Origin of the sequence: Desulfallas sp. Bu1-1 (assembly GCF_015594625.1) — a bacterium.
GTDB lineage: Bacteria > Bacillota > Desulfotomaculia > Desulfotomaculales > Desulfallaceae > JADNRQ01.
Map to the genome: position 1 here is coordinate 219,816 of NZ_JADNRQ010000001.1, position 25,110 is coordinate 244,925.

The 25,110-nt window shown below is 49.7% G+C and carries 19 protein-coding genes; 16 read left to right on the forward strand and 3 right to left on the reverse strand.

Annotated features, from left to right (window positions below):
* The first annotated feature begins 51 nt into the window (after window positions 1-51).
* The 3 genes from IT084_RS01020 (at window position 52) to IT084_RS01030 (ending at window position 6,226) form a co-directional block, all read left to right on the forward strand.
* Window positions 52-2,286, forward strand: coding sequence for a copper amine oxidase N-terminal domain-containing protein (locus IT084_RS01020; RefSeq protein ID WP_195710290.1), 2,235 nt, complete (start codon window positions 52-54; stop codon window positions 2,284-2,286).
* A gap of 185 nt (window positions 2,287-2,471) precedes the next feature.
* On the forward strand, window positions 2,472-3,599 hold the full coding sequence (locus IT084_RS01025) for a TolC family protein (RefSeq protein ID WP_195710292.1): 1,128 nt from the start codon (window positions 2,472-2,474) through the stop codon (window positions 3,597-3,599).
* 218 nt (window positions 3,600-3,817) lie between these two features.
* Window positions 3,818-6,226 carry an S-layer homology domain-containing protein gene (locus tag IT084_RS01030; protein WP_195710294.1) on the forward strand — a complete coding sequence of 803 codons (2,409 nt, stop codon included), beginning with the start codon at window positions 3,818-3,820 and terminating at the stop codon, window positions 6,224-6,226.
* A 138-nt stretch (window positions 6,227-6,364) separates the two neighbouring features.
* Here the strand turns inward: IT084_RS01030 and IT084_RS01035 are convergent, their stop codons facing one another.
* Window positions 6,365-8,029, reverse strand: coding sequence for a DUF4127 family protein (locus tag IT084_RS01035; RefSeq protein WP_195710296.1), 1,665 nt, complete (start codon window positions 8,027-8,029; stop codon window positions 6,365-6,367).
* A 468-nt stretch (window positions 8,030-8,497) separates the two neighbouring features.
* Here IT084_RS01035 and IT084_RS01040 point away from each other — a divergent pair, with 468 nt between their 5' ends.
* Window positions 8,498-8,755: a hypothetical protein gene (locus tag IT084_RS01040; RefSeq protein ID WP_195710298.1), complete on the forward strand. Its 258-nt coding sequence runs from the start codon at window positions 8,498-8,500 to the stop codon at window positions 8,753-8,755.
* Entirely contained in the window at window positions 8,752-9,021 is a 270-nt protein-coding gene (locus IT084_RS01045) for a hypothetical protein (protein WP_195710299.1), read from the forward strand. Before IT084_RS01040 ends, IT084_RS01045 begins: the two co-directional genes overlap by 4 nt.
* Before the next feature lie 498 nt (window positions 9,022-9,519).
* Here IT084_RS01045 and IT084_RS01050 read toward each other — a convergent pair whose 3' ends face one another.
* Together IT084_RS01050 and IT084_RS01055 are read right to left on the reverse strand one after the other, a co-directional pair.
* Window positions 9,520-9,753, reverse strand: coding sequence for a type II toxin-antitoxin system RelE/ParE family toxin (locus IT084_RS01050; protein ID WP_395879218.1), 234 nt, complete (start codon window positions 9,751-9,753; stop codon window positions 9,520-9,522).
* Between the two features lie 89 nt (window positions 9,754-9,842).
* Window positions 9,843-10,097 (reverse strand): type II toxin-antitoxin system prevent-host-death family antitoxin, encoded by a 255-nt coding sequence (locus IT084_RS01055; protein ID WP_195710300.1) that lies wholly within the window; start codon window positions 10,095-10,097, stop codon window positions 9,843-9,845.
* Window positions 10,098-10,277: 180 nt separating this feature from the next.
* Between IT084_RS01055 and IT084_RS01060 the strand changes: the two genes are divergently transcribed.
* From IT084_RS01060 to IT084_RS01110, 11 genes are all read left to right on the forward strand, one after another.
* Window positions 10,278-10,517, forward strand: coding sequence for a DUF4258 domain-containing protein (locus IT084_RS01060; RefSeq protein WP_195710301.1), 240 nt, complete (start codon window positions 10,278-10,280; stop codon window positions 10,515-10,517).
* A gap of 1 nt (window position 10,518) precedes the next feature.
* Window positions 10,519-10,755, forward strand: coding sequence for a type II toxin-antitoxin system MqsA family antitoxin (locus tag IT084_RS01065; RefSeq protein WP_195710302.1), 237 nt, complete (start codon window positions 10,519-10,521; stop codon window positions 10,753-10,755).
* Window positions 10,756-10,973: 218 nt separating this feature from the next.
* Window positions 10,974-11,459: a MarR family winged helix-turn-helix transcriptional regulator gene (locus IT084_RS01070; RefSeq protein WP_243276634.1), complete on the forward strand. Its 486-nt coding sequence runs from the start codon at window positions 10,974-10,976 to the stop codon at window positions 11,457-11,459.
* A 233-nt stretch (window positions 11,460-11,692) separates the two neighbouring features.
* Window positions 11,693-12,793, forward strand: a complete 1,101-nt coding sequence (locus IT084_RS01075; protein ID WP_195710303.1) for an efflux RND transporter periplasmic adaptor subunit — start codon at window positions 11,693-11,695, stop codon at window positions 12,791-12,793.
* Window positions 12,794-12,806: 13 nt separating this feature from the next.
* Entirely contained in the window at window positions 12,807-15,899 is a 3,093-nt protein-coding gene (locus tag IT084_RS01080; protein WP_195710304.1) for an efflux RND transporter permease subunit, read from the forward strand.
* 15 nt (window positions 15,900-15,914) lie between these two features.
* Complete coding sequence (locus IT084_RS01085) at window positions 15,915-16,571, forward strand: HlyD family efflux transporter periplasmic adaptor subunit (RefSeq protein WP_313885401.1); 657 nt, start codon at window positions 15,915-15,917, stop codon at window positions 16,569-16,571.
* The gene (locus tag IT084_RS01090; RefSeq protein WP_195710305.1) at window positions 16,561-18,132 is read left to right on the forward strand and encodes a DHA2 family efflux MFS transporter permease subunit; all 1,572 of its coding nucleotides are present in this window, start codon (window positions 16,561-16,563) and stop codon (window positions 18,130-18,132) included. Before IT084_RS01085 ends, IT084_RS01090 begins: the two co-directional genes overlap by 11 nt.
* Before the next feature lie 310 nt (window positions 18,133-18,442).
* Window positions 18,443-20,341, forward strand: a complete 1,899-nt coding sequence (locus tag IT084_RS01095; RefSeq protein WP_195710307.1) for a tetratricopeptide repeat protein — start codon at window positions 18,443-18,445, stop codon at window positions 20,339-20,341.
* 132 nt (window positions 20,342-20,473) lie between these two features.
* Window positions 20,474-20,710 (forward strand): FitA-like ribbon-helix-helix domain-containing protein, encoded by a 237-nt coding sequence (locus tag IT084_RS01100; RefSeq protein ID WP_195710309.1) that lies wholly within the window; start codon window positions 20,474-20,476, stop codon window positions 20,708-20,710.
* A 317-nt stretch (window positions 20,711-21,027) separates the two neighbouring features.
* Entirely contained in the window at window positions 21,028-21,444 is a 417-nt protein-coding gene (locus IT084_RS01105; protein ID WP_195710311.1) for a hypothetical protein, read from the forward strand.
* Window positions 21,445-21,555: 111 nt separating this feature from the next.
* A complete protein-coding gene (locus IT084_RS01110; protein WP_195710313.1) occupies window positions 21,556-24,993 on the forward strand; it encodes a tetratricopeptide repeat protein in 3,438 nt (1,145 codons plus the stop codon).
* Window positions 24,994-25,110: the final 117 nt, after the last annotated feature.

Genomic DNA, 25,110 nt, shown 5'->3' on the forward strand with positions numbered 1-25,110 from the left:
CAGGGAATTGTCCCAAAAAACCAATCAATTAATTCAAGGAGGGAAACCGATTTGCTCAAGAAGAGAAAGTCAATTTCACTGGCAATTACTCTGATCTTCCTGTTCACAGTAATTATGCCGGTGGCAGGCTTCGCGGCAGACAATGACAATACGAAATACAGCAGCACCTACAATTATGTTACTGCTGACACTGAACAAGCAATAGGTACTGCTGCCGTAGCCGCAAAAAGTGGAATGAGCGTTGCTGGTGCTACCTATATCCAGGTTAAGTTAACATTGCCATCCGGTGTTGAATTTACCGACAAACCTACTAAAGATAATGTTAATAATAGTAGTGATCCAACCAAGAATTTTGTAAATGTTACTGGATTGACTGGTTATATACCTGATGGTTCTGGTACTACTTACTATGTTAAGTCCGATTCATCAAGCATAACCTTGAAGGGTTTAATTGACACTAGCACTACTGCAACTTTTGAAACAAAGTTCACTTTTTCGTACAAAGATGCTAGCGGCAATACTGTTAAGGTTATGCCTGTAGACATTGATTCGGATTTCACCGGTAATCTTGATGCTACAATCGAAGTTTGGGCTCTTAGTAATAATTCGGTTGTATGGAGCGAGTCTGATACAGTAACATTGGCTAAGGTTGCAGGTTCCGGTGACGTTCTTGTATCCGCAAAGACTGCGAAAAATGTTACCAAGGGTAGCAATAAAACTGGTGCAGATATAAAAGTATATGAGACTCAACCTGGGAAATTAGCCAGTGATGAGGCTGTTCGTTTTGACATTATGACCAGCGGTGTAAAGTTTAGCGAAACTAATGGCTCTCCCGATAGCAATGTGCAAGCTGTAAGCTTCAGTGGAGGTACTCTGTATTTCACGGATGACGATTATGAAACACTTGTGTTTAAGCCCACTGCAAAATCAAATATCTTCCCCGGAGATATTGTTTTAACCCCAATATTAGACGTGGATCCGGATGCGACTGGTGATATTAAAATCCGTGTAAGCAGCGTCAAAGGCACTGTTGAATCCAGTGGTTACTTTAAGATAAACACTAGCACAAGCACCATTAGCAGAACAACTGTTGTAGTAGCTACCGTTGGCGATGCCAAGGCGAAGATTGACAAGCTGGAAGACAATGATACTGTTGCATACAGCGGCCAAAAAACTGAACTGGATGTTTCAATAAAGATTAAAACTGAAGACGGCTCAAGCTTTAAAGACGGCGATATGATGACCTTTAAACTGAATAAAGGTAAATTCACTAAAGATCCTACTGTTACAGGTAATGGTACATCTGTCAAACGTTATGATAGCAACAAAGCTTTTTATGTAGCATTTAGCGGTACTAGTATAGCTGACAAGTTTACTTTGGAAGATTTGGAAATTAAACTGCCTAACGACGTTGAGCCCGGCGACATCACCCTGACCATCGGTGGCGATTACGGTGACCTCGACGACGTAACCATCGGTGTGGTAGCCAAGCCCATTACACTGAGTGCTGAAAAAACCCCGATTCTGGCCGAAGCTCTGAACCAAAAAGCCGGTGACATCATCATCAAGGAAGCCGGCGACGGCGCTCTGAAGAAGGACGACGTGCTTGTACTGGAACTGCCCTCAGGTGTTGAACTAAACGGCAAGCCGAAACTTGATGTAGTTGAGGGCAACTTTGACGGCGATATCACCGTCATTGACGACAGTATCATTGCGCTGGAAGTAACCAGGGAAAGCTCCGATGCTAGTGAAATCAAGATTTACAACATTAACTACGACACTGGCCGCCTGGCACTGACCGGTGATGTGGTACTAAAGGCTTACTACATTGATAGGGATCTTGTTGACGGAGCTGACAGTAATACTACTGTTGCTACGTTGATTGAAGACTATGACGACACTGGCGTGATTGCCACTGTGGCCAACGCCACCGTTGTCAATGAGAACGAAGTTACCGCCACCTTCAAGGTTGGTGACGAAGGCGTGGCAGTTGTAAATGGTCGCACTTTGGTACAAGTCAACAAACTGTGCGAAGTCCTCGGCATGCAGAAGAGCTGGGATGAAGCTACCAAGACCGCTTACTTCGTGCTGAACGGCAAAGTGGTTGCTTTCCCGATGGGTGAAAACGCCATTTACATCAACGGTACCAAGATAGCTGTCGATCAGGGCGGCAAGATTATCAACAATTACACCTACGCCACTCTGCGCGGCATCCAGATGGCCTTTGGTGGAGAGCTCACCTGGGATGATGCCACCAAGACCGCTACGTTCAAGTTCGTTAAGTAACTGAAACAATGAAAAGCCCGGGCCATAAACCCGGGTTTTTCTTATGTTACGTGCGAAGTGCGGGGTGCTGCGCCGCTACGCCACTTGCAATGACTTTAAAGTAGATTATTTTGGCTTGACTAGCTAAATATGTGCCATTATACTTAAATAGGTAAATTATTAATCAATTGAAGGGGTTGGTCATATTGCGGCGACGGCATGTAATTATTGCTCTAATAACATTAGCCATGGTTTTTTGTTTTGCCCTTACTTCATTTGCCGCGGAAGACCAGCAGAACCAGGGAAGCCCTGCCGGTGTTGAGCTGACGCTCGATGATGCAATAAACAGTGCGCTTAAAAACAGTTTTAAAATTCAGCAGGCCAAGCTTGATGTCGACCGGGCTGAAAAGGTCCGGGACGCGGCGTGGGACAATCACCGTTACATGTTGAGCAAAACATGGGTACCAACGGAACAGGCGTTCATGAGTTTACCCGGTACGGATGATGATTCTCTTTTTCAAGCCCTGGCCGCCGACCGTGCTGCGTTTATACAAAAGAAAACATATGAAATCAGCCAGGATGCAATTAACATCCAGGTAACGCAAAGTTATTATGATATTATTAAAAAGCAACAAAATTTGGATGCGGCAAAGTTAACCTTGGAAATAGCCGAACGGGCTTACAATCAAGCAAAAATCAAGAATGAAGTGGGCATGGTCACCAGCACAACAGTGCAGGCTAAAAAAACGGAGCTTGAGGGTGCCAAAAGCGCTCTGGAATTCGCCCGGTCCGACCTTGAAAACGCCTACCGGGCCTTAAACAAGATCATGGGTAAAGATAATGATTTCAGGCCCAAATTAGTAACCCCGGTGGAATTTGAAAAACTGGAGATACCATCCCTTGATGCTGAAATTATAAGAGCCATGAACCCTGACCAAAACCCGTATTTGTGGAGCAAAAAGGAAGGCTATGAACTGCAAAAGTATGCCTGGACATATACACAGCCCGAGGAAGCCGGTAAAGTTGACATTGATAAAGCCAGATTAAGCTACGACGAGGCCAGGGTTGAAACACGAAAAAAAATGAAAGAATTATATGATTCCCTAAAAACCCTGGAAATTTCTTATGAATCTGCAACGCAGGCGCTGGCCACGGCTGAATTGGGTTTAAAAAACGCACAAGCCTTATATGACAGCGGTATGATAACCAAGGACGACCTTTTAAACAGCCAAATGGCTATTGTCAAAGCTGAAGGGGATTTACTAAACATAAAGATTAACTATAATTTATGCAAGTTAACCTTTAAAAAGCCATGGTTATCTTTTTTAAGTTAAGGTGGAACTTTATAATTAGTGCCTGGTACTTTAAAGATTAAATAATTATTTTATAAGCCCACGGGTCGCTGTCAGACCGGTGGGTTTTTGCGTTCGCCCGGCATGTCTGCCGAGCCGGTGGGTTGAAAAAATCATGTCGCCCAACCGGAATTTGGCAGGACATAAACGCTTAATGTCGAAATACACATGTAGAATATGCCAGGGGAGTGAATATTATCATGAGGAATCGAAGCCTGCTCAAGGGATTATGGGTTATGTCGTTGACCTTGCTTCTGTCTATTTTTTTTAGTGGGGCGGCATGGGCTGATTTTTCCGATGTAAAGCCCGACCATTGGGCTGCGAATATAATTAAAACAATGTCGGACAGGGGAGTTATAGGCGGTTATCCTGATGGAACTTTCAGACCCAACAATACCGTCAGCCAGGTTGACGCAATATGCATGGCTGTTAGAGCTATGGGTTTGCAAACTTCTTCATCAGGCACATTGCCTCAAATTACTTTTCCTGTTCCCAGTTATGCGGAAAATGATGTTAAACTGGCATTGCAGCAGGGGTTGATCAAAGATACAGATCAGTTTAGCGCTTATAGCGCTGCAAACAGGGCCTGGGTAGCCAGGCTCCTGGTGCGGATGATCGGTAAAGAAGCGGAAGCCGAGGAAAAACTATTAATGCCCGTATTTACTGATACTTTCAAAATACCGGATTGGGCCGTTTACTACGTTCGGGTGGCCCAGGACTATGACCTGATAGCAGGTTATCCTGATAATTCATTTAAGCCCGACCGTGAAGTCACCCGGGCGGAAATGGTATCTTTTTTAAGCCGCGCATCAAATGAATTACCGGGTACAAGCGGCTATAATACCGGGCAGCAGGTATCCAGCACTGTAAACGGCCTGGTGGTAAAAGTTTATCCGGAATTAAGCGCCTTTGTAGTGGAGGAGGCAGGAGGTAACCTAAGAACTCTATACTTGCCGGATAGCGCTTCCGTTTCTGTTGTGGGCTCCAGCGCCCAGGGTTTAAATGCGCTTCAGCCCGGGGATGAAGTAAGTGTTGGACTGGATGCGCAAGGCTATGTTTTAAGTATAAATGTTAAATCAAGAAGTAGCTCTTTAGCAACAGAAGGGATCGTATATGACTTGGACATGGAAACCGGGCTTTTAACCCTTCAATTAAGTGATAACCGGTTGCAACCTTACAGGTTGAGTAGCATGGTCAATGTTACCGCCCAAGGGGTTAGGTTGCCTACCTTGAATGATATTACTACAGGTGACCGGGTTAAAGTAACCATTGAAGACGACCAGGTTATCGCCATTGAAATACTGGAGGTTGCATCACGGCTCACCGTAACAGGTAAGATTATTACCCTTAATACAGATAAGAACTTTATTAACCTTGAAGTAAACGGTAAGTTGTGTGTTTACAGTTTGCCTGCGGATGTGCGGGTTAACATTTCCGGTATGACCAGCGCTTATGTCTCTGATTTGCAAGAGGGGGATACGGTTTCGGCGACAATCAATGATGGCGAGGTAACATCAATAACCGTTTCCGGGCGCCAGGTTGAGAATGATTTTACCGCCACCGTAATGGCCGTTGACACGACTAACGACCGGATAACTCTAAAAGACCGCACCGGGACATTAAAGGTTTATGACGTTTTGAGTAATGCGCGCATCATAGTAGATGACGACGATGATGCAGAATTAAGTGATTTAAAAAAGGATATGGATGTTAAGATTCGCCTGTTTAACGGAGATATCATCTATCTGGAAACCGACAATAAAATTGGCGGCATAATTACCAGCATTGATTCCGACAGTTTGATCATGGAGTTCCAGAGGGATAACGGTGACAGAGAAACTTACTTTATAGCAAAAAATGTTGACGTTGACAGCAAGGATAACAGGGACGAAGTGGACGAACTTAGAAGAGGCGACTATGCGTACCTGGTATTATCCGGCGATAAAGTAATAGAAATAGATCTTCGGAGCACCTTGATCTGCAGGGTTGAAACAGTCAGGGATTCTTTAAACAGGCTGGATGTGGTGGATGAAGAAGGAGACAGTGAACGATTATATATCCGAGACGGCGCGGAACTGATTATCCCCGGCATTACTTATCCCGACGTGGCGGATGTGAATAAAGGCGATCTTGTGCGGGCTGTTTTTAGCGGCAGTGATTTGAAGTCGGTTGAAGTGCTCAATCCGCTTTACGGTCAGGTTACTTTTCTTGATACAACCAGGAGTACCGTAAGCCTGAAGTTGTTTAACGGTAAAACCACCACGGTGTCCTTCAGCAACGGTAGCAAGGTTGAAAACGGCAGTAAAGTATATTCGACATTAAGCGCCCTGGCTATTGGTGACAGGGTGGAAGTTATCGAAAACGATGACGGTGGGTATGTTTTCAGGGTTATGGAAAAGGTATCTAGTAAACTGGCCTTCAGCGCGGATGTTAACGGCGACAGTATTTACCTGGTAGAAGGAAACAGCTGGAGAAGATACGACTTGCAAGATAATGTATATATTCACAATACCAGCGGCACCACTTTAGGTAAAACTAATCTTAACAGCGGTTATAAAGTTTCTGTATACATGTTATGGGATATGATTTACGAAATAGTATTGGAATAAACCAATTAAACAGGTGCCAGGCAGTACAGGTGCCAGGCACCTGTTAATTTTTTACATACACCCTTGGTAAATAAAATACAGGGTGTTCTTGTTTTTTGCCCCCTATGCTGTTTGCGGGATGGATCCTTCGTAGCATCGCTACATTGCCCGCAACTCAAACCGGAGATCAAACAACCGGTTCCAGGGGAGGGTGACGTTAGTCACCTTGTTTTTTTGGCCAAATTGAGGGTTTATTTCCTCTTGTAAAAAGCTGTTCAGTTCGGAGTTAATCTTGTTTTGTAAAACGGTTGCCGTTTCATTATCCAGAACAGTTCCCGCCCCCCTGGCCCCGTAATGCCGGGCTATCAAACCGGGCCGCACTATCGCCTGAAATCCCCAATCCTCCACAAGCCTTGCCACCAGGTATTCCCGGTGCGCCTCCGTTTTCTCCTCTTTGCCGGTACTGCCGTTTTCCCCGGTTATGTATAATAAGCCGTGAGCCAGGGCCATTCCGATACTGTTCCCCGCGGTATTGCACCCGGCGTAGCCCGCCAGCCGGGGCAGCACTGCACGGTCGGCCAGGACGCCCATCAGGGCTCGGTCGCTGCCGTTGGCGTAGGCGACGTCGATTACAGCGACAGGTTTGCCCTCACCAATCCATCTTGCTATTTGATCGGCCAGGTTATGGTGGTGCCCGGCAGGATGCGGTTCTACAGGCTGTGTTGCCGCTTCGACTACTTTACCTGCCGGCGTGTTTACCGCCAGTATCAGGTCAGCCTTACCGGGGCTGTCAACCACCCTGCCGCCGGCGGATTTAATATGCAGGCTTACGTTTTCCCCCAGTGTTATATCTTCATACAGGGCGGTGATGCCCGGTCCCCCGGGAGTGGCCCATACAGTGTAAACCCGGGGCTCGTATCTCCGTAAATCATTCACGGCCCGGGCCAGGAGGACCGCTCCCAGCTCGTCGGCGCCGGGGTAGCTGTCTGTTTGATTCGCCACGCCATGCTGTTTTATGGCGTTGTCCAGCTTCCTCATATCCATGCGGCTGAAACTATACGGGGTGCAGTCGTCCCGGCCCACCACCAGGTAGTTGACCAGCCCTTCCGCAGTCAGGCGCACCGCTTCCTTCAGCGCGGTCAGGTTGGTGTCACGGCGCGACAGGTAATTTTCCAGTATTTCCGGTGGAATTGAGTCCTTGACCCTTTGCATCTCCACCAATTGCCCGGGGGATGCCAGCTTTTGCTCGGCCAAATCCGATAACTGGGATAAGCGCAGAATGCTGTCGCCGTGCCGGGCAAAGTAGCCGGGCTGGCTGGCGCTGGCGCTGGAGGCGGCTGATCGCATCACGGTGGCGAAGACGTACACCGGGGTACCTTTGTCTTTTATGCCCTTCAACAGGTCCCTCAGCTGTTGCATGTCTTCCAATATATCCTGTTTGCTTCTGTCATGGGAGCGGGAAGGAGCCAGCCCGCCGTATAACAGCATGTCCAGGGAGATTACGCAGGCGTCGGCCCGGCCGGCGTTATCTTTAAACCAATTCCAAATCTCATCGGTTTGCGCCGGTCCGCTGCCCTCGCCGGGCATCTCCGGGGGCGGGGCAAGCAGTTGGACCCCGGCTATTTCGGCCAGGGAAATCACGTTGTCGTAATTTAAAGGCCTGTTGTCGAGGGGGATATAAAGAATATTTAAGGGCCGGTTTTTGGCTGCGGCAATTTCGCCGCCCCGGCGGGGTTCCGGGCTGAAACCGGGGCTATAATTGCTACCCACTAAGGAGGTTACCATCAATATGCCGATTACAACGCCTAAAATAAGGCGTTTCATAGTAACCAACTCCAGAGCATTTTAAACGTAATTTGTTTATTGGACAAAATTATACATTAAAATTTAAAGGGATGCTAATTTTAATAATCTAATCGTAATCCGGTGCCAGGCACTTAACTTATTGTTGAGTTGGTTTTTGCCCGTGTTGAATTAGCAAATGCCCGCATGTCGCCATTGGGCCAGCGGGTTATGTGTTTTTATAGTGATATTGACAGGCGCTTAGCTTATTACCTCGGGAAGCCTACGGTACCAGACACCAAATAGCTCATACCTGAATCCGCGAACCAAAATGCTAAAAAGTCGTGAAGTTTTACGTAAAATACCGTATAATTAAGCTAACGATAGATAATTTAAAGTTAACTTTTACCTGCGGGGTGCATAAAACAGCAGAAGATATTTTCATATATGGTTAATATTGACATACACCTCTATGCTAGATATAATCAATAAAAAACAAGAGGTTTAAGTGTGTCTAAAAAACGCAAAGAAAATGAAAAGAAGTTTGGTTTCTGGATCAATCTTCCCGACGGTGGCCGCCGCTATTTTTACGAAATAAAAGGAAAACACGGCTGGTCGGCCCGTTACGTCAAAGAAGTTGATCAAGCGGAAATTACCGTTAGATTCTATCAAGAAATCTACGACCAAAACGGTACCCTTGTTGAAATACACGAAAAATATCCTGTTGACAAAGGCCACATAAAAGTTTTGAAAGGAGAAACAAAATGATAATTACACGTAAACATATAGCCCAAAAAATTATTGATTACCTTTACCATCGTATTACCCTGGCAGAACTTATTGATTGGGCCGAAAAATCCATGATGGAAGCTGATTTTGACGAAAAAGACTACGAAAACCTCAAAGATATCACCGGTCGTCTGGGCCTGGCTGACGTAAAAGCATTCGGCATTACCTGGGAAGATTGCCGAAGCTATTTGAATCGCCTTGGGTACCAGATAGACCTGAAAATAGTGGATTTGAGGGCAGTTTAACATAGACGTAAGGTGCCTGGCACTTCACTCTAAAAATTCGACAATAAACAGCAAAATGCCCGCAGGTCGCTATTGGGCCGACGGGCTATCTGTTTGTATAGTAATATTGGCGTCAAATAACCTGTTCCACAGCAGGGTGGCGCCATTTTACATAGTCCGATAAATTTTTAAAATAATAAGAATTTTCAATTTTACTAATTAGCTATCGAATGTAAATCATTTACGGTTGTTGTTTTAAGAACTGGATATAATCATCTTGAATTGCACATATATAGATTCTTTTCAAAACCTATCCAATTCCTATCATAGCAAAATAGGATAGCTTTATGCTATCCTAAAAAAAGTACTTTTTTGGTTCCTCATTTATACGGCTGAGGCTTTACCGACTTTTTTATATTAATTTTATCGATAGCTTCATTTTCGTTCCTCCTAAAAATGGGCAAGAAAAAAGCACCATCTAAGCGATGCTCTTACCAATTAAAATCTTATATTTGATAATCAGTTGTCTTCTTCCTCTGCAACATCCCCAAAGAGGGTTCGCAAAAAATCTCGTCTGCCATATAGCACTCTGTCCACATATACAGTATCATTTTCATAACGGTAAAAAGCTGTATATTGCCCGCACACAAGGTAACGATAGCTTGTTTCAATTTTAATAACAGAGGACAAGGGCGCTCCAATCAACGGAAAATCTATAAGATCTCTGATCCGTTTGGTGATTTTGGCCAGCACATTCGTGGCTGCTGTAGGATTACATAACTCTTCGGAGATATATGCTTATCTTCAGCATATCCTATTGCGCTTTGGGCGAAATTTTAAGATTAACCATTCGTTACCCCCAGGGCTGCTTCTAGTTCATCAATGGTTAGCCATCCATTTTCCCGCCCTGCCTTTTCACCTTTAGCAAGTTCAGTGAGTAATTTTAATTTTGCCTGCATTTTTTCATATTCCTGCATATCCATAACCACATAGCGGCCACGGCCATTTTTTGTTAAAAAGACCGGTGAACCCTCCTCTATGCTGCGCAACACTTCATTGTAATTCCTTAAATCGGAAATCGGCTTAATGTTAGGCATAATAAATCTCCTTTCCCCTTTGCTGTTATTATTATAGCAATATTCTTCGTAAAATGATACAGGTGCCAGGCACCTGTTAATTTTTTACATACACCCTTGGTAAATAAAATACAGGGTGTTCTTGTTTTTTTACCCCTTATCATGTCAAAATAAATTAAACCAAACTGTTTACGACCAGGAATGGACTTTAATGGATATTGGACCCATGTGGCCATTGCCATAGCGAACGGGGAAATAATTGAGGATTACCCGGAAGATCCCCGTGGACACAGTTGTTTGGTACTCGGTTATATTGGGCCCGGTAAGCCGGTGCACGCTGTTTGTGGGATGGATCCTTCGGACACATTAATAATAATTACGGTTTATTTTCCTGAACCTCCAAAGTGGATTAATGAACGCACCCGCGGAAAGGGGGATTAATATGGTGACCAGATGTTTTCAGTGTGGGAGTTCGACTGTAAGAAAACTTATTATTGCCGAGAATTGGTGGGGTGATACGTTGACCTTGGTGGAGAACGTTCCGGCATGGGTTTGCGAGCGTTGCGGAGAGCAATATTTTGATTCCGATGTCATTAAAGAGCTTGACAAGATGAAGGATAGGCCGCCCAAGGCAAGGCGGGTTATTAAAGTGCCGGTATATGGTTATGGTCAGTTGTAAACTAGTCCGTTGCCAGGAACTTAACTTATTGCAATTGAATCTTCCCCGACCCCGCGCCCAGGTGCCAGGCACGTAGCAAATTTTGACAGGTGCCTGGCACCTTGATCTTGACAACCTTTAACAAAATGAATAAACTTAACCTAGTAAATTATTCAACCTCCAAATTTTATACCTGGAGGTATTGTTTTTTTATTTTTATTACGGGGGAGGGAGGGGGATTGGACCAGGAGGTTCTGATCCGGTACATTAACCGCCTGGATGAATTGGGGCAGCAATTTTTGCGCCGGATGCACCAGGAACTGGCGGGTGTGATGGAAAAGGGAGTTACCGGCAACCAGTTTGTGGTGATGAAAATGATCAGCGACCGCGGGCGGGTGACCGTTTCGGAGGTGGCCGAGGACCTGAGCGTTTCCCTGAGCGCCGTCACCGCCCTGGTGGACCGCCTGTGCCGGGCGGGGATGGTGGTGCGCCACCGGTCGGAGGAGGACCGCAGGGTGGTTTGGCTGGAACTCACGGAAGAAGGCCGAAACGTGGTCCAGGCCTGCCAGGAGGGCAGGCAGCGGTTGATTCAGCGCTACCTGGGGCAACTGGATGAGGAAGAGATTTTACATATGATCCGGATTTACGAAAAAATACTGGCGCTGATGCAACAGGAGGAAACCGGAAAGGTTATCCAACGAGTCCCGGTTGATAAGAGTGAATAGAGGATTGCAGGTACCTACCAGGACCCCGCAGCGCAAACACCTGAAGTAGGATACGGGCGAATAGAGGGAGCGTAAATACGGGAGTGTTCGCTCGCATCCAGGGCGGTTACAGAGATACGGTCGATAAGAGAGCTCAAATACTCAAAAGGAGGTAGGCGAAGATTAAACGCAAGGTTACATATTCATTAACCAGCCAGTTAATTGCTTTACTGGCCCTTATACTGGCCTTAACGGTGGTCCTGGCCGGGTGCGGCAAGGGCAAGGACCAGGTCAAGGCGGAAGGGGATGAGCTTATCGTTTCCGTGCGGACGGCGGCGGCGGAAAAGGGTGTGCTGGCCGATACCACCGTGGTTTCCGGCAAGCTGGAAGCCCTGGCTTCGTCCGATGTAGTGCCCGGCGGCCAGGGGGGCAAGGTGTATTCCGTCAATGTGCAGGTGGGTGACAGGGTCAGCAAGGGACAGACGCTGGTGACCCTGGAGCACGCCGCCCTGGCAGCGGCGGTCCGGCAGGCTGAGCAGGGCGTGGCCCAGGCCGAGGCGGCCCTGGAAGTGTCCAGGATTACCTATGAGCAGGCCAAGGCCAACTATGAGCGGGGCAAACAGCTCTACGAGTCGGGGGCCATCCCCCAGGCGGGGCCGACAGGTTATGAAACCGCCTATGAAATTCCATATAAGCAGGCCAAAATTGACTACGAACAGGCCAAGCCCGCAATGCTGGCGGCCGCCAGGGCAACCCTGGCCGGCGCCCGGGAGCAGTACAACAACGCTTTTATCAAGTCCCCCATCAGCGGCGTGGTGACCGCCGTCAACGTCGACCCGGGGGAACTGGCCAGCCCCGCGTCGCCCACGCCCGTCGTGTCCGTGGTCAACCTGGATAAAGTGGTGGTCAAGGCGACGGTCACCGAGAACCTGATCAACAAAATCAAGCAGGGGCAGCAGGTGCCGGTGCTGGTGAGCGCGGTTTCCGCCAAGCCGTTCACCGGGACCATCACCAACATCGCCCTGGCCGCCGACCCGGTGAGCAAGGCGTATCCCATCAAGGTGCAGATAGATAACCCGGGTTACCTGCTTAAACCCGGCATGTTCGCCGAGGTGCAACTCTCCGGCGAACAGAAGGAAACGCTCCTGGTGCCCAGGGAAGCCGTGGTCAAGTCAAACGGCAAGGATATCGTCTGGGTGGTGAAAGACGGCAAGGCCGGCAGCCGTCCGGTCACAGTGGGCATCAGCGACGGGAAAAAGATTGAAATCAAAAAGGGTCTGAAAGAGGGCGAGCAGGTAGTTGTTTCCGGGCAGGACACGCTGCAGGAAAACGCAAAAGTGGAAATCAAGAATTAGGTGAGGCGAATCTATGAAAATAACCGACTTTTCCATCAAGAGACCCCTCACCATCGCAGTGCTGGTTACCGTGGTTTTAATCCTGGGCGGCGTATCCCTGAGCCGCCTGAACATTGACCTGTATCCCGAGATGAACCTGCCGGTGGCGGCGGTGATCACCGATTATCCCGGCGCGGGACCCCAGGAGGTGGAAAACCTGATCACCCGCCCCCTGGAATCCGTCCTGGGGACGGTAAGCGACCTTGATTCAATACAATCGGTAAGTTCCACCGGCAACTCGCTGGTGATCGTTTTCTTCAACTGGGGCACCGATATGAACTTTGCCGCCCTGCAGATGCGGGAGAAGGTGGACCTCATTAAATCCTACTTCCCCGACGACGCGGGCAACCCCACCGTGTTCAAAATGGACCCCAACATGCTGCCTATCCTGCAGATGGCGGTCTCCGGGCGGGACCCGGTACGGGTAAAGCAGGTCACCGAGGACGTCATCCAGCCCAGGCTGGAAAGGGTGCCCGGCGTTGCCGCCGTGCGGGTTGAAGGCGGGGCGGAGCGGGAAATCCAGGTGCTGGTGGACCAGGCCCGGCTGCAGGGTTACGGTTTCAGCCTCAACCAGATCGTGCAGGCATTGCAAATGGAAAATATGAACGTCTCCGGAGGGCAGGTGGAGGAGGGCAAAAAGGACCTCCTGGTGCGGGCCACCGGGGAGTTCAAGGACCCGGAGGAAATCAAGAACCTGGTTTTAACTTCCCCCGCGGGAACCACCGTGCACCTGGGGGACTTGGCGGAGGTCAGGGACGGCGTCAAGGAAGCCACCCACATCAGCCGGGTCAACGGTAAACCCGGCTTGACCATCATGATTAATAAGCAGAGCACCGCCAACACGGTCCAGGTGGCCAGGGATGTCAAGAAAGCGCTGCGGGAAATGGAAAAGGACATCCCGGAAGATTTCCAGGTCAGCATTTTGCTTGACCAGTCCGAATTCATCGAGCAGTCCATCCAGAGCGTGGTGAATAAAATTTTTGGCGGCGGCCTGCTGGCCATGCTGGTTATGCTGGTGTTTTTGCGCAACCTGCGGAGCACGCTGATTATTTCCACCTCGATTCCCATTTCGATCATTTTTACCTTCGTGCTCCTGTATTTCAATGACATGACCCTGAACTTGATCAGCCTGGGGGGCCTGGCGCTGGGCGTGGGGCTGATCGTGGACGACGCCATCGTGGTGTTGGAAAACATCTACCGGCACCGGCAGCAGGGCTACTCCCTGGTGGACGCCGCCAGGGTGGCCACCGACGAGGTGGCCAGCCCGGTTATCGCTTCCACTCTCACCACCATCGCGGTGTTCCTGCCCATTGTATTCGTGGAGGGGCTGGCGTCCCAGCTGTTCAAACCCATGGCCCTGACCGTGTCGTTTTCCGTGGGCGCTTCGCTGGCCGTGGCCCTGACCCTGGTGCCGCTATTGGCGTCCAGGTTCCTTAAGCTGACCGAGGTCCGGGAAGGCACCTTTTCCGGGCGGGTTTACGGCGCTTCGGAAAAGTGGTTCGACCGCCTGCATAACCGGTATAAGAATACGCTGGCCTGGGCCCTGTCCCACCGGAAAAGGGTGATTACCGGCGTCACCGTTCTCTTTATCGCCAGCCTGGCGCTGATTCCCAGGGTGGGCGCCGAGTTCATGCCGACCATGGACGAGGGCTACGTCAAGGTGACGGTCGACATGCCCAACGGCACCAGCCTGGAAGAAACGGACCGCGCCATCACCGCCGTGGAAAGGCTGGCGGAACGGATCCCCGAGGTAAAAAACATTTACTCCAGCATCGGTTTTACCGGCAGTGAAAGCATGGGTGGAGAAGTGAGCAGCGACCGGGGCCAGGTTTACTTCGAGCTGGTGGGAAAAAGCCGGCGATCCAGGTCCACCGATGAGGTGGCCGAGGAACTGAGGGGCCTGGTCAGGGATATTCCCGGCGCGGACATCCAGGTTTCCGCCACCGGCCCCGCCTCCGAGGGCCAGGGCATGGGCGCCCCGGTGCAAGTGAACATCAAGGGGGACGACCTGGCCACCCTCACCCGCCTGGCCGGCGAAGCGGCGAAAATTATTGAGCAGGTTCCCGGCACCAGGCAGGTTGACAGCGGCCTGGCGGAGGGCCTGCCGGAAATCCGGGTGGTGGTGAACCGCGACAAGGCCGCCCAGTACGGCCTCAGCGGAGCCGAGGTATCCTCCACGCTGCGCACCGCCATTGAGGGCACCGTGGCCACCCGGTACCGCACGGGCGAGGACGAAATTGACGTGCGGGTACAGCTGGCCAATGCCGGTTCGGCCCGCCTGGCCGACCTGAAAAGCCTGACCGTGATGTCGCAGACGGGCGTGACCGTGCCGCTGGGCACGGTGGCCGACCTGATCGAGCAGGAGGGTCCCACGTCCATCAACAGGCAGGACCAGTCCAGGTTTGTTTCCATCACTGCCAACCTCAGCGGCCGGGACCTGAACAGCGTGATGAAAGACATCAGGAGCAGGCTTGATGACCTGCCCCTGCCGCCGGGCTACTTTATCGAGTACGGCGGTCAGAATGAGGAAATGATGAAAGCCTTCGGCAACCTGGGCCTGGCCCTGATCCTGGCCATTGTGCTGGTCTACCTGGTCATGGTGGCGCAGTTTGAATCATTGATTTACCCGTTCATCATCATGTTCTCCGTGCCGGTGACCATTATAGGCGTGGTATTGAGCCTGCTGCTCACCGGCAGGACGTTCAGCGTGCCCGCCTTTATCGGCGTCATCCTGCTGGCGGGCATCGTGGTGAAAAACGCCATCGTGCTGGTGGACTACGTCAATGTGCTGCGCAGGAGGGGCATGGCGCGGGATGAAGCCATCCTCCAGGCAGGACCCACCCGCTTGCGGCCCATCCTGATGACGGCCTTAACTGCCATTCTGGCCATGCTGCCCATGGCGCTGGGTATCGGCGAGGGCGCGGAGGGCCAGGCGCCGCTGGCCACGGTGGTGGTGGGCGGGCTGCTGTTTTCCACCCTGATTACATTAATCCTGGTGCCGGTGGTCTATACCATCATGGACGATCTGGGCGTCAAGCTAAAATTAAGGAGAAAAAAAGGATTTTGAATAGGGTGATAGCCGGTGAAAAATAAAAAAGCGATAGTGATCGTGTTGGCGTTGATGATCCTGACCCTGGCCGGTGTGACCTGGTACTACTGGTACAACAGCATCCATTACGTCAGCACCGAGGATGCCAGGGTGGACGGCGATATTTACAAGGCCAGCCCGCAAATTGCCGGGGAAATACTTGAAATGAAAGTGGAGGAGGGCGACGTCGTCCGGGCCGGCGAGGTGATCGCCAGGCTGGACGACACCGCCCTGCCGCGGGGCGGCAACACCGACCTGGCACTGGTCAAATCCCCCGTCAGCGGCCTGGTAATCAAGAAACTGGCCCGCGCCGGGGAAATCGGCGCGCCGGGCCAGCCCGTGGCCATGGTGATCAGGCCCGAAGAACTGTACATTACAGCCAATATTGAAGAAACCGATCTACACAAGGTGAAGGTGGGCCAGCCGGTGGACATCACCCTGGACAACATCCCGGGACGGAAATTTACCGGCCGGGTGGAGTTTATCGGCGAAGCCACCCTGTCCACCTTCTCCCTGCTGCCCCAGGCCAATGCCGGCGGCAACTTTACCAAGGTGGTGCAGCGCATCCCGGTGCGCATCCGGCTGGAGGGCATTGACACTTCCCGGTTGCTGTACGGCACCAACGCCGTGGTGAGGATCCATGTCAAGTAATGACGGCAAAATCCCCTGGCCCGCCCTGTTTATCCTGATCGCCGGCGGCTTCATGGCCATACTGGACAGCAGCATCGTCAACGTGGCCGTGCCCAAGCTGATGGCCATCTTCGGCGTGGGCGCCGACAGCATCCAGTGGGTGATGACAGCCTACCTGCTGGTTTCCGGGGTGGTTATTCCGGTCACGGGTTACCTGGGCGACCGCTTCGGCTACAAGCGCCTGTATATCTATACCCTGGCGGCTTTCACCGCCGGGTCGGCCCTTTGCGCCCTGGCCTGGAGCAACAACTCCCTGGTGGCATTCCGGGTGGTCCAGGCCGCGGGCGGCGGGATGATGATCCCCGTCAGCATGGCCATGATCTTCCGCATCGTGCCGCGGGAGAAGATGGGTACGGCCCTGGGGGTGTGGGGCATCACCGCCATGCTGGCGCCAGCCGTCGGTCCCACCGCCGGCGGCTACCTGGTGGACAACTTTTCCTGGCATACCATTTTTACCATCAACATCCCCATCGGCATTGTGGTTGTTATCCTGGCCGGCTTGATTCTAAAAGAAACCGAAATCCGGCACGAGCTGAAATTCGACGTGCCCGGGTTTGTGTTGAGCGGAACGGGCTGCTTCGCCCTGCTGCTGGCCCTGAGCGAGGGGCAGGACAAGGGGTGGACCTCGCAGTACATAGTCACCCTGTTCGTTTGCGCCTTCTTTTTGCTGCTGCTGTTCGTGCTGTGGGAACTGCAGACCCCCCAGCCCATGCTGGACGTGAGGCTTTTGCGCAACCCGGTGTTCGCGGCCAGCCAGGCCGCCACGGCCATCCTCACCATCGGGCTGTTCGCGGCCATCTTTCTCATACCCATATACGCCCAGAACCTGATGGGGCTCACTCCCATGCAGACCGGCCTGTTGCTTATGCCCATGGCGCTGACGAGCGGCATCATGATGCCCATCAGCGGGCGGTTGTTCGACAAGTTCGGCGCCTTGCCGCTGTGCGTGGTGGGGATGGTGATCCTGATCACAACCACCTACAAGCTGCACGAAATAAGCCTCGACACAAGCTACCGCTGGCTCCAGGGCATGCTGGTGATCCGGGCTGCGGGCATGGGCCTGATGATGATGCCCATTACCACCGCCGCCATGAACACCCTGCCGCCGTTTCTCTCCGGCCCGGCCTCGGCGCTGAACAACCTGGTCAGGCAAATTTCGGCCTCCCTGGGCATCGCCTTCTTAACCTGGGTGATGCTCCAAAGGCAGGTTTACCACGCTAATATTATGTCCGACACGGCCGGCCTGACCCACCCCGTGGCCCCGGGCTTAATTCAAAGCGTGGGTGCGCAACTGAGCGCGAGCGGCATCCCCGCCGGCCGGGACGGCGCGGTAGCCCTGCTCACCCTGGCCGTGCAAAAGCAGTCCATGGCCATCGCCATCGGCGATACCTTCATTGTGGGCACCGTGATCATCCTGTTCGCCGTCCCGCTGATCTTTATGCTGAGCAAAAAACGCGTCGAAGCCCAGCGGGCCATTGAAATGCAAAGGTATGCTCCCAAAGGCGCCCCCGGCCGGGCGTAGTAAAGGGGAATAGCAGGGGGCAGGCCGCTGCCTTTCTTCAACGTTAAAGAGAGAATATTGACGGTTAAACAATGGTGGTAATAGAATGAAATAAACGGCAAACTCTCGACGTTACAACAATTAAAGGACAGCGTGGAAAGATTCCCGGAAGTGCTTGCCCAAATTGCGGAATAGTAAAAAAGATGGTCGCCAAATATTTTGAATAATGGTTGATATGCCGGGTAAGGGAAAGGGGGACAGGTCCCTTTCCCTTACTTTTAAATTTACTTAAAATGACAAGTGCCTGGCACCGGGCACCGGAGGTTGAAAAATGAAGGTTAAAAAAGCGGAAGAACTTGTGCAAAAAGGAAAAGAGTTTTTGGATGCGGGCGACTTCCAGGCTGCCCGGAAGGCGTTCGCCCAAGCCCTGGAGTTGGACGAAGCCATCCCCACACGCAATAACCTGGCGCTGGCTTACTTTATGGCCGGCGAGCCGCTGCGGGCACTTGAGGCGCTGGAGCCTTACGTGGAACCGGAAAACGAAAACACCGGGGCGAACCCCTTTTCCTACGCCCTGGCCGCCAGGATTCACTGCTCCCTGGACCAAAAGGACCAGGCCCGCCGGCGGCTGCAGCAGGCCGTGCGCAGCTTCGAGGATGGACTATCAGAACTGCGCCGCACAGGACTGCGACAGGACCTGAACTTCTTCCGGGAATATACGGTCATCATCATGCGGGCTGCCGCCGACCTGCAAGACCACCGGCTGGTATTCGACCTCTATCGCCGCTGGGAGTCTCATCATGTTTCCTGGGAAAACAAATTTCTGGCCGCGGTGGCCTGTTTCAACATTGGCCGTTACAAGCGGGCCGCGTCTCTTTGGTCCTCCATATCCGGGGTGCACAAGCTGTTTGAGTGTATGCAGCAGCTGGCCTTCATGATTGAGCGGGGCGTAATCCCGCCCTTTGAGATGAGCTACGAGCTTGAGTCCGATGACAAACTGCAGGAGATGGTTAAAGAGGCCGGCGCCAGTGAGGAAGCGCGCCGGCAGTGCGTGCAGAACAGTTTTTTCCGCGTGGCGCTGCTGTCCATGATATTGCAGGATGATAGTTCCAAAAGCGCCATCCTGGCCATATACTCGCTGGTGCAATACGGCGGCGAGTGGGGCGAGAAACTGGGGCGGCAGGTGCTGGAATACCCCGGGTTTTCTCCTGCTTTGAAGCTGGCGGCGGCGGAAGCCCTGGTGGCCAGGGGCGTGCTGCGGGAAGGGGAACCCGTGCCCATGTTCATCGAAGGAGAGCACCGGCTGGTGGAAATTAAAAAGACCCCTGTTATACTGGAACCGGACGAAGAACTGGATAAAATTGTGGACCGGGCGATCCGGCTGCGGGATAACGGGCAAACAGAAGAGGCCACGGCCCTGCTGCAGGACCTTTACCGGGAAGGCAAGCTGTATCCCCGGGCGCTCATGACGCTGGCCAACCTTTTGCGACACAAGGGCGAATTGGAGGAAGCCCTGCAATTGATGGAGATGCTGGAGGAAATAGCCCCCGAGGAACCGGCCCTCTTGTTCAATTTTGCGGGCCTGATGCTGCAAATGGGAGAGCCGCGACGGGCCCGCGAATATCTGGAGCGAATCGACAGCCGCGGGCTGGATAGCGAATTCAGGCAAAAAATGAAGGGACTGGAAAAAGATATAGAGCTGGCCGAAGCAACCTCATTGCTTTTCTGCGACACAGAACATCTGATAAATAAGTACGTCGAAGAACAGCGCATGAAAATCGAGGAAAAACCCCTGCCGCCGGATGCCACTCTCGCCCGGGGGCTGAAAAACATGCCGGCCCACTGGCTGGAAGGGGCTTGCCTGGTCTACGGTCTCGACCCCGCGCGGCGCCGCCGGGAGCGGGAGGAACAGCTAAAAGAATTTCTTGCCGGTTATGAAAACCTGGAAGAGGCCGTGCGGGAGCTGGTCGAGGAAGAGCGGGAACTGCTGAGGTACCTGCTGCAACGGGGCGGTTGGAGCAGGCTGAACGCCGTTACCCGCAAGTTCGGGTCCATGGAGGGCGACGGTTTCTTCTGGCAGGAATACGACCCGGAATCCCCCCTGGGCGTCCTCTGGTCCCAGGCCCTGGTGATGGTGGGCCGGGCCACCCTCGACGGGCGCAGCTGCAAGATTGCCGCCATCCCCCTGGAACTGCGGGAACCGCTGGAGAGAATACTGGGCAACATGTAAACCAAGCCTTACCAAATACTTGTTTCAAAATGAAAAACAAGGAACTGCTGGCCAACCACCCTTTCACCCGCATATTGCGGCGCCGCAAAAACAATGCTATCATTATGATAGCATTGGTTGGGGGTGATGTTAATGCCGGGCATTCTTATTCGGGACATTCCGGAAAAGTTATATAATCAGCTCAAAAAAAGAGCCAGGGATAACAACAGATCCTTGCAGCAGGAACTAAAAATCATCCTGACCGAAGCGGTTAGTCACAATACCGAAAAAGGCATCAAGATAGCTGCCAGTATCAGGAAGGAACTTGAGGCAAAAAAAGTACATTTTTCGGATAGCGCGGAACTGATCAGCGAGGACCGAAAACGATGAAGACCTATATAGTGGATTCCAGTACCGCCTGGCGAACGCCATGCAAAATACAGTTTTGGAAAATGCCATAATTTTTTTGGGAGATTGGTAGACCGGTATACGCAGTACACCGTAGCAAGGCAAGGGAAAAGGGGACAGATAACCTGTCCCCTTTTCCCATAAATTTACAGGTGCCTGGCACCGGGAAGCTAAATGCCATTTCACTATTGATCGGAAAATACTTGGAACAGCCGGGCAATACACGCTTAAAAGAGCTAATAGAGTTCAAAATAAAAAACAAGTTGATAACGTATAACGAGATGGAGGTGATGTTAAAAATGGCCAGAGATATCAGCGCGGAAGAGGAGAAAAAAATAGAGGAACTGCTGGCCAACCACCCTTTCACCCGCAGGATGGTGGAGAGACGCGCGGCTGCGGCTGCAGCTAAAGCAGAATTGGAAGCCATGAAAAAAGGCATGGAAAAAGGCATGGAAAAAGGTATGGAAAAAGGTATGGAAAAAGGTATGGAAAAAGGTATGGAAAAAGGTATGGAAAAAGGCAGAGCAGAAGGCAGAGCAGAAGCCATACGAAACTTAATCTGCAGATTTTTGGAAACCAAGTTTGGATCAGAAACCCTACAGTTACAAGAAACAGTACAAAAAATTACCGATGCTGACGTGCTCGACGAGATAGTCAGCAAGCTGTTTGTAGCTTCTTCGCTGGAGGAGATGCGAAAAATTATCAATAATGGTTGATATGCCGGGTAAGGGAAAAGGGGGACAGGTCACCTTTCCCTTACCCTTAAATTTACTTAAATTGACAGGTGCCTAATTGACAGGTGCCTGGCACCGTGAAAGGAGCCGGCTATGAATACTTTTGATTTACATCAAAAACAGGAACGATACCGCAGGTTTCTCAGAGTTTTTGATTATCACTCCCCATCCCGGCCAAAGGAGGATAAAGACGACAATCACCGCTTGGCTGGCTTCATCGATAAATATCAAATCGTTCAGTTTTTCCTTTCCTTGCTCGCTTCTTTTGATAAGGAGAAGCACCTTCACTGTTCAGTTGCCGCTTTTGAGGCTTCAGTCAATGATTGGAATGCCGCAAATCCAACGAAAAAGGTTGCTTGCCGGGAACTAATAGAAAAGTATTATGTTTTGCAGGCCAACGGCCGCGCGATAATAAACCCGGCAATCAAGGTGTTATTCGATGATCCCGGTTACCGGAACCTACCTGAAGTTGCTTTTTTACAGAACTTTTCAAAAAGTATGTTTCAGTATCCATTATTTCAAATACATACCTGGGAACAGCTTTTACACAAGCACAACGAAAGGCTTGCCCAAAAGCTGACAGAAGCGGATTTACTGGCCGAAAGCGAGGATTTACACAAAGCCATTTTTCAAAACCGCAATAACCTGAAGGACGCGTTTTACCAGGCACTAAAAATTTTTATTCTCAATACGGGCTATAAAACATGGGAAGAAAGCATCGACCATTATTTTTATCTGCTGCTGGAGTTGGATATCGCAGAAATATATCTTACTGACGTTATAAATTCCATGGATGTACACAAGCTGCGTGTCCTGGCCGGCTATGCGGCCAGGAGGCTGCAAGAAGAAAAAGATATATTCTCTCTGGAAGACCCTAATTACTTGATGCGTTTAAAATATGTGCCTTATGAGATTAAAGGTGAAAACATATACTCCCCGCGCGAATCCTCAAAAATTATTCCGTACGATAAAAACAGGTATAAGCTGGAAAACCAGTTTAAAGCTTTTGAGGTAACAGGCCTCTTTTACGATGACTTTGAGTTCCGGCATTACTACGAATATCTCATCCCGGAAGTAAGCTTTATTTTTCGATATTTAGCTGAATATATTTCACCCAAAGAATTTGAAGACATTTTTTCCAGGATTAATTCCAATATATACAGGTTTTATTTCTCCCTGTACGGGCATCAAAAGCCAAGCTGCCTGGTTGAATATAAATCTATTGAACTTATACCGGTCATAATCCATAACGTTTTGTCGTTAAGCCCTGATTATTATCTCCAGGAACAAGCGCTTTTTAATATCGAAGAATTTAAAATCGAGTTGGTTAAGTATTTTATTGATCGTATAAGCGATAATGGAGAACAATATTTTAGCCTGCTGTTAGACCTCTACTTTTATTTACCCACCGGACCAAGCTCCTTTGGAAACAATAACGGCTACCGGCAAAAGCAAAGAATTAGGCAGTATGTTATAGAAAAGGCAGTGGATTATCTGAACAACTATTCCGTACCGGAAAGGTTTTTTCAAATTTTCAATGACCAGGCGCCAGGTGATGATTTTGCCGTTTATGATCTGCTTATTAAATATGCCCAAAACACGCCTCAAAATCAAGAAACAGTTGCCGTCATGCTGGTTAATAAGTATATTGATTTATTAAATCAAGAAAGATTTTATTATACGTACTTTGGCCTGAACGGTGTAGATAACCTTATGCAAAGCCTGAACTGGCTGCCGGCTGAGGAAATTACCGAAAAACTACTGTCAATCGATTTTATCCTAAGGTTTTCGGTTTATAAAACTAATGCTTCCGTTGATTGGGAAGAATATTTCAACCTGGCCAAAAAGCTCAGGTTCCACCTGGGAATTCTGGCCAAATTTGTTCTTAATTATAATAACCGGGATGAGTTGGGCGAGGAAATAACGGATTACGTTCTCCGTATTTACCGTGAGTTAAAGCCTTTTACCATTAAAGATGACGAAGGGCCCCTTTCGTGGAGTTCCTTTGTGCATGACACTTTTAGCATATTTGAAAACGTTGCGGTTCAAGAAGAACAGATTTTATGGCATTACATTATCAAACTATTGCAAAAGAAAGACCAACAATATGTATTAGATTTTATTGAATCAATTAAAAATAATTTAACCTTTACCGAGGGGGTTATGCTGCTACAGAGCCTGAAAATGAAAGTGAATATTGAACTTGAACAATTATTCCCTTCTGATTTAAGCGGCATTGGCCTTGGTGTGGCTGAAAAAGAAGCTTTCTTTTTGGTGCGCGCCGGCTACCCGGAACAAGCATTGCGGTTTATAAGCTATTTAAAGGATCTGGGCGCGCAACATAAAGGCCTGGCCGATAGAATAGAATACTGGACATTGCTGGAGTTTCATGCGCTTTTAACCCTGGAGAAATATGATAAAGCGTTGACAGTTTTACCCTCCGGCAAGGAAAATAAGGCCAGGCAGGGACTAGCTTACTATTTGAAGAAAGACTACCCGGCAGCCAAAAAATGTTTTGACGAATATTTCCGACACAAAAAACCCGGAATTCAGGAAATCGTTAATTACTCGGCCGTACTGATAGCCCTGGGTCAATATGATACAGCCGTGGAATGGTGTGAAAAACACATTACTAATTATCCGGATGATTACCTTTTAAATGCCAACCTTGCTTGCGCCTATGCCCATATCGACCCGGTAAAATCACTCTACTACTTTATGATTTCCAGGAGCCTCAATCCAGATTATGAACCTTCCATGCACGGAGTGCTGGAGAATGTTGAAAAATTAGTTCATAATATACCCAATTTTTTGTCCGAAATCAGGGAAACCGGGGATAAAAGGGAACTATCTTCCAAGCTAATAATGAGCTTGCAATGTTCGGTAAAATCAACTTTAAACCTAACCATACCGGATTTGGAAATGAAAATAGTTAGGACTATCAACAAGGCCATTCAACTGCTCTCCGAAACGCCGAAAAGTTTAGTAAAGAAATCTGAAAACGAATTAAGCGATGATATCAAAAACAACCTTAAAATGTCCTTTCTCACCGGTGAAGGTATAGAAATTGAAAGGGAAGCCCCACAGGGGTACGCCAGGGCGAAAGCTGGGGAACTGGACCTTTTTCTTTACCGAACCGGTGAGTGTTATGAAAACATAGCCACCGGAGAGAACAAGGAGTGGGCACCGGAAAAATTTAATGGACAGCTTAAGCAATTGCTTGGATACCTGAGGGAAGAAGGAGGATTTGGCTTTACAATAATTTTTAATAAGCATACAAGGTTAGAAACAGTACTGAAAGGTAGGCAGGGAATTTTGCAAAATTTTTACGTGCAAATAGACGGGCAAAGATACTTTGAAAGAGAAGGTCCTATTATTGACATGAGTATTTATAGCCCGGATTTGCGCGGAGTACTGCTTACCCGGCATAAGAACCCGGAAATTGATAACTCGTTTGTTCGGATCTATCATTTCATTGTCAATGCGTACCGCCCGGAAAGAGAAGCAGTTGCTCATTTGATCAGGTGTTAGAATCAGATTTGGCGGGGTCAAGCTTCACCCTGTTTTATTTTTACATAAGTTGAAGCAGGAATATGTAGCATTATGTAGAATTACATGCAATGTTATACAGGTAATGAAACCAGTTTC

What these genes read in the sequence shown, in the direction of transcription:
- IT084_RS01030 (WP_195710294.1), top strand. Translation starts at nt 3,818, where the DNA reads ATGAGGAATCGAAGCCTGCTCAAGGGATTATGGGTTATGTCGTTGACC.
- IT084_RS01035 (WP_195710296.1), bottom strand. Translation starts at nt 8,029, where the DNA reads ATGAAACGCCTTATTTTAGGCGTTGTAATCGGCATATTGATGGTAACC.
- IT084_RS01045 (WP_195710299.1), top strand. Translation starts at nt 8,752, where the DNA reads ATGATAATTACACGTAAACATATAGCCCAAAAAATTATTGATTACCTT.
- IT084_RS01055 (WP_195710300.1), bottom strand. Translation starts at nt 10,097, where the DNA reads ATGCCTAACATTAAGCCGATTTCCGATTTAAGGAATTACAATGAAGTG.
- IT084_RS01060 (WP_195710301.1), top strand. Translation starts at nt 10,278, where the DNA reads ATGGACTTTAATGGATATTGGACCCATGTGGCCATTGCCATAGCGAAC.
- IT084_RS01065 (WP_195710302.1), top strand. Translation starts at nt 10,519, where the DNA reads ATGGTGACCAGATGTTTTCAGTGTGGGAGTTCGACTGTAAGAAAACTT.
- IT084_RS01080 (WP_195710304.1), top strand. Translation starts at nt 12,807, where the DNA reads ATGAAAATAACCGACTTTTCCATCAAGAGACCCCTCACCATCGCAGTG.
- IT084_RS01090 (WP_195710305.1), top strand. Translation starts at nt 16,561, where the DNA reads ATGTCAAGTAATGACGGCAAAATCCCCTGGCCCGCCCTGTTTATCCTG.
- IT084_RS01095 (WP_195710307.1), top strand. Translation starts at nt 18,443, where the DNA reads ATGAAGGTTAAAAAAGCGGAAGAACTTGTGCAAAAAGGAAAAGAGTTT.
- IT084_RS01100 (WP_195710309.1), top strand. Translation starts at nt 20,474, where the DNA reads ATGCCGGGCATTCTTATTCGGGACATTCCGGAAAAGTTATATAATCAG.
- IT084_RS01105 (WP_195710311.1), top strand. Translation starts at nt 21,028, where the DNA reads ATGGCCAGAGATATCAGCGCGGAAGAGGAGAAAAAAATAGAGGAACTG.
- IT084_RS01110 (WP_195710313.1), top strand. Translation starts at nt 21,556, where the DNA reads ATGAATACTTTTGATTTACATCAAAAACAGGAACGATACCGCAGGTTT.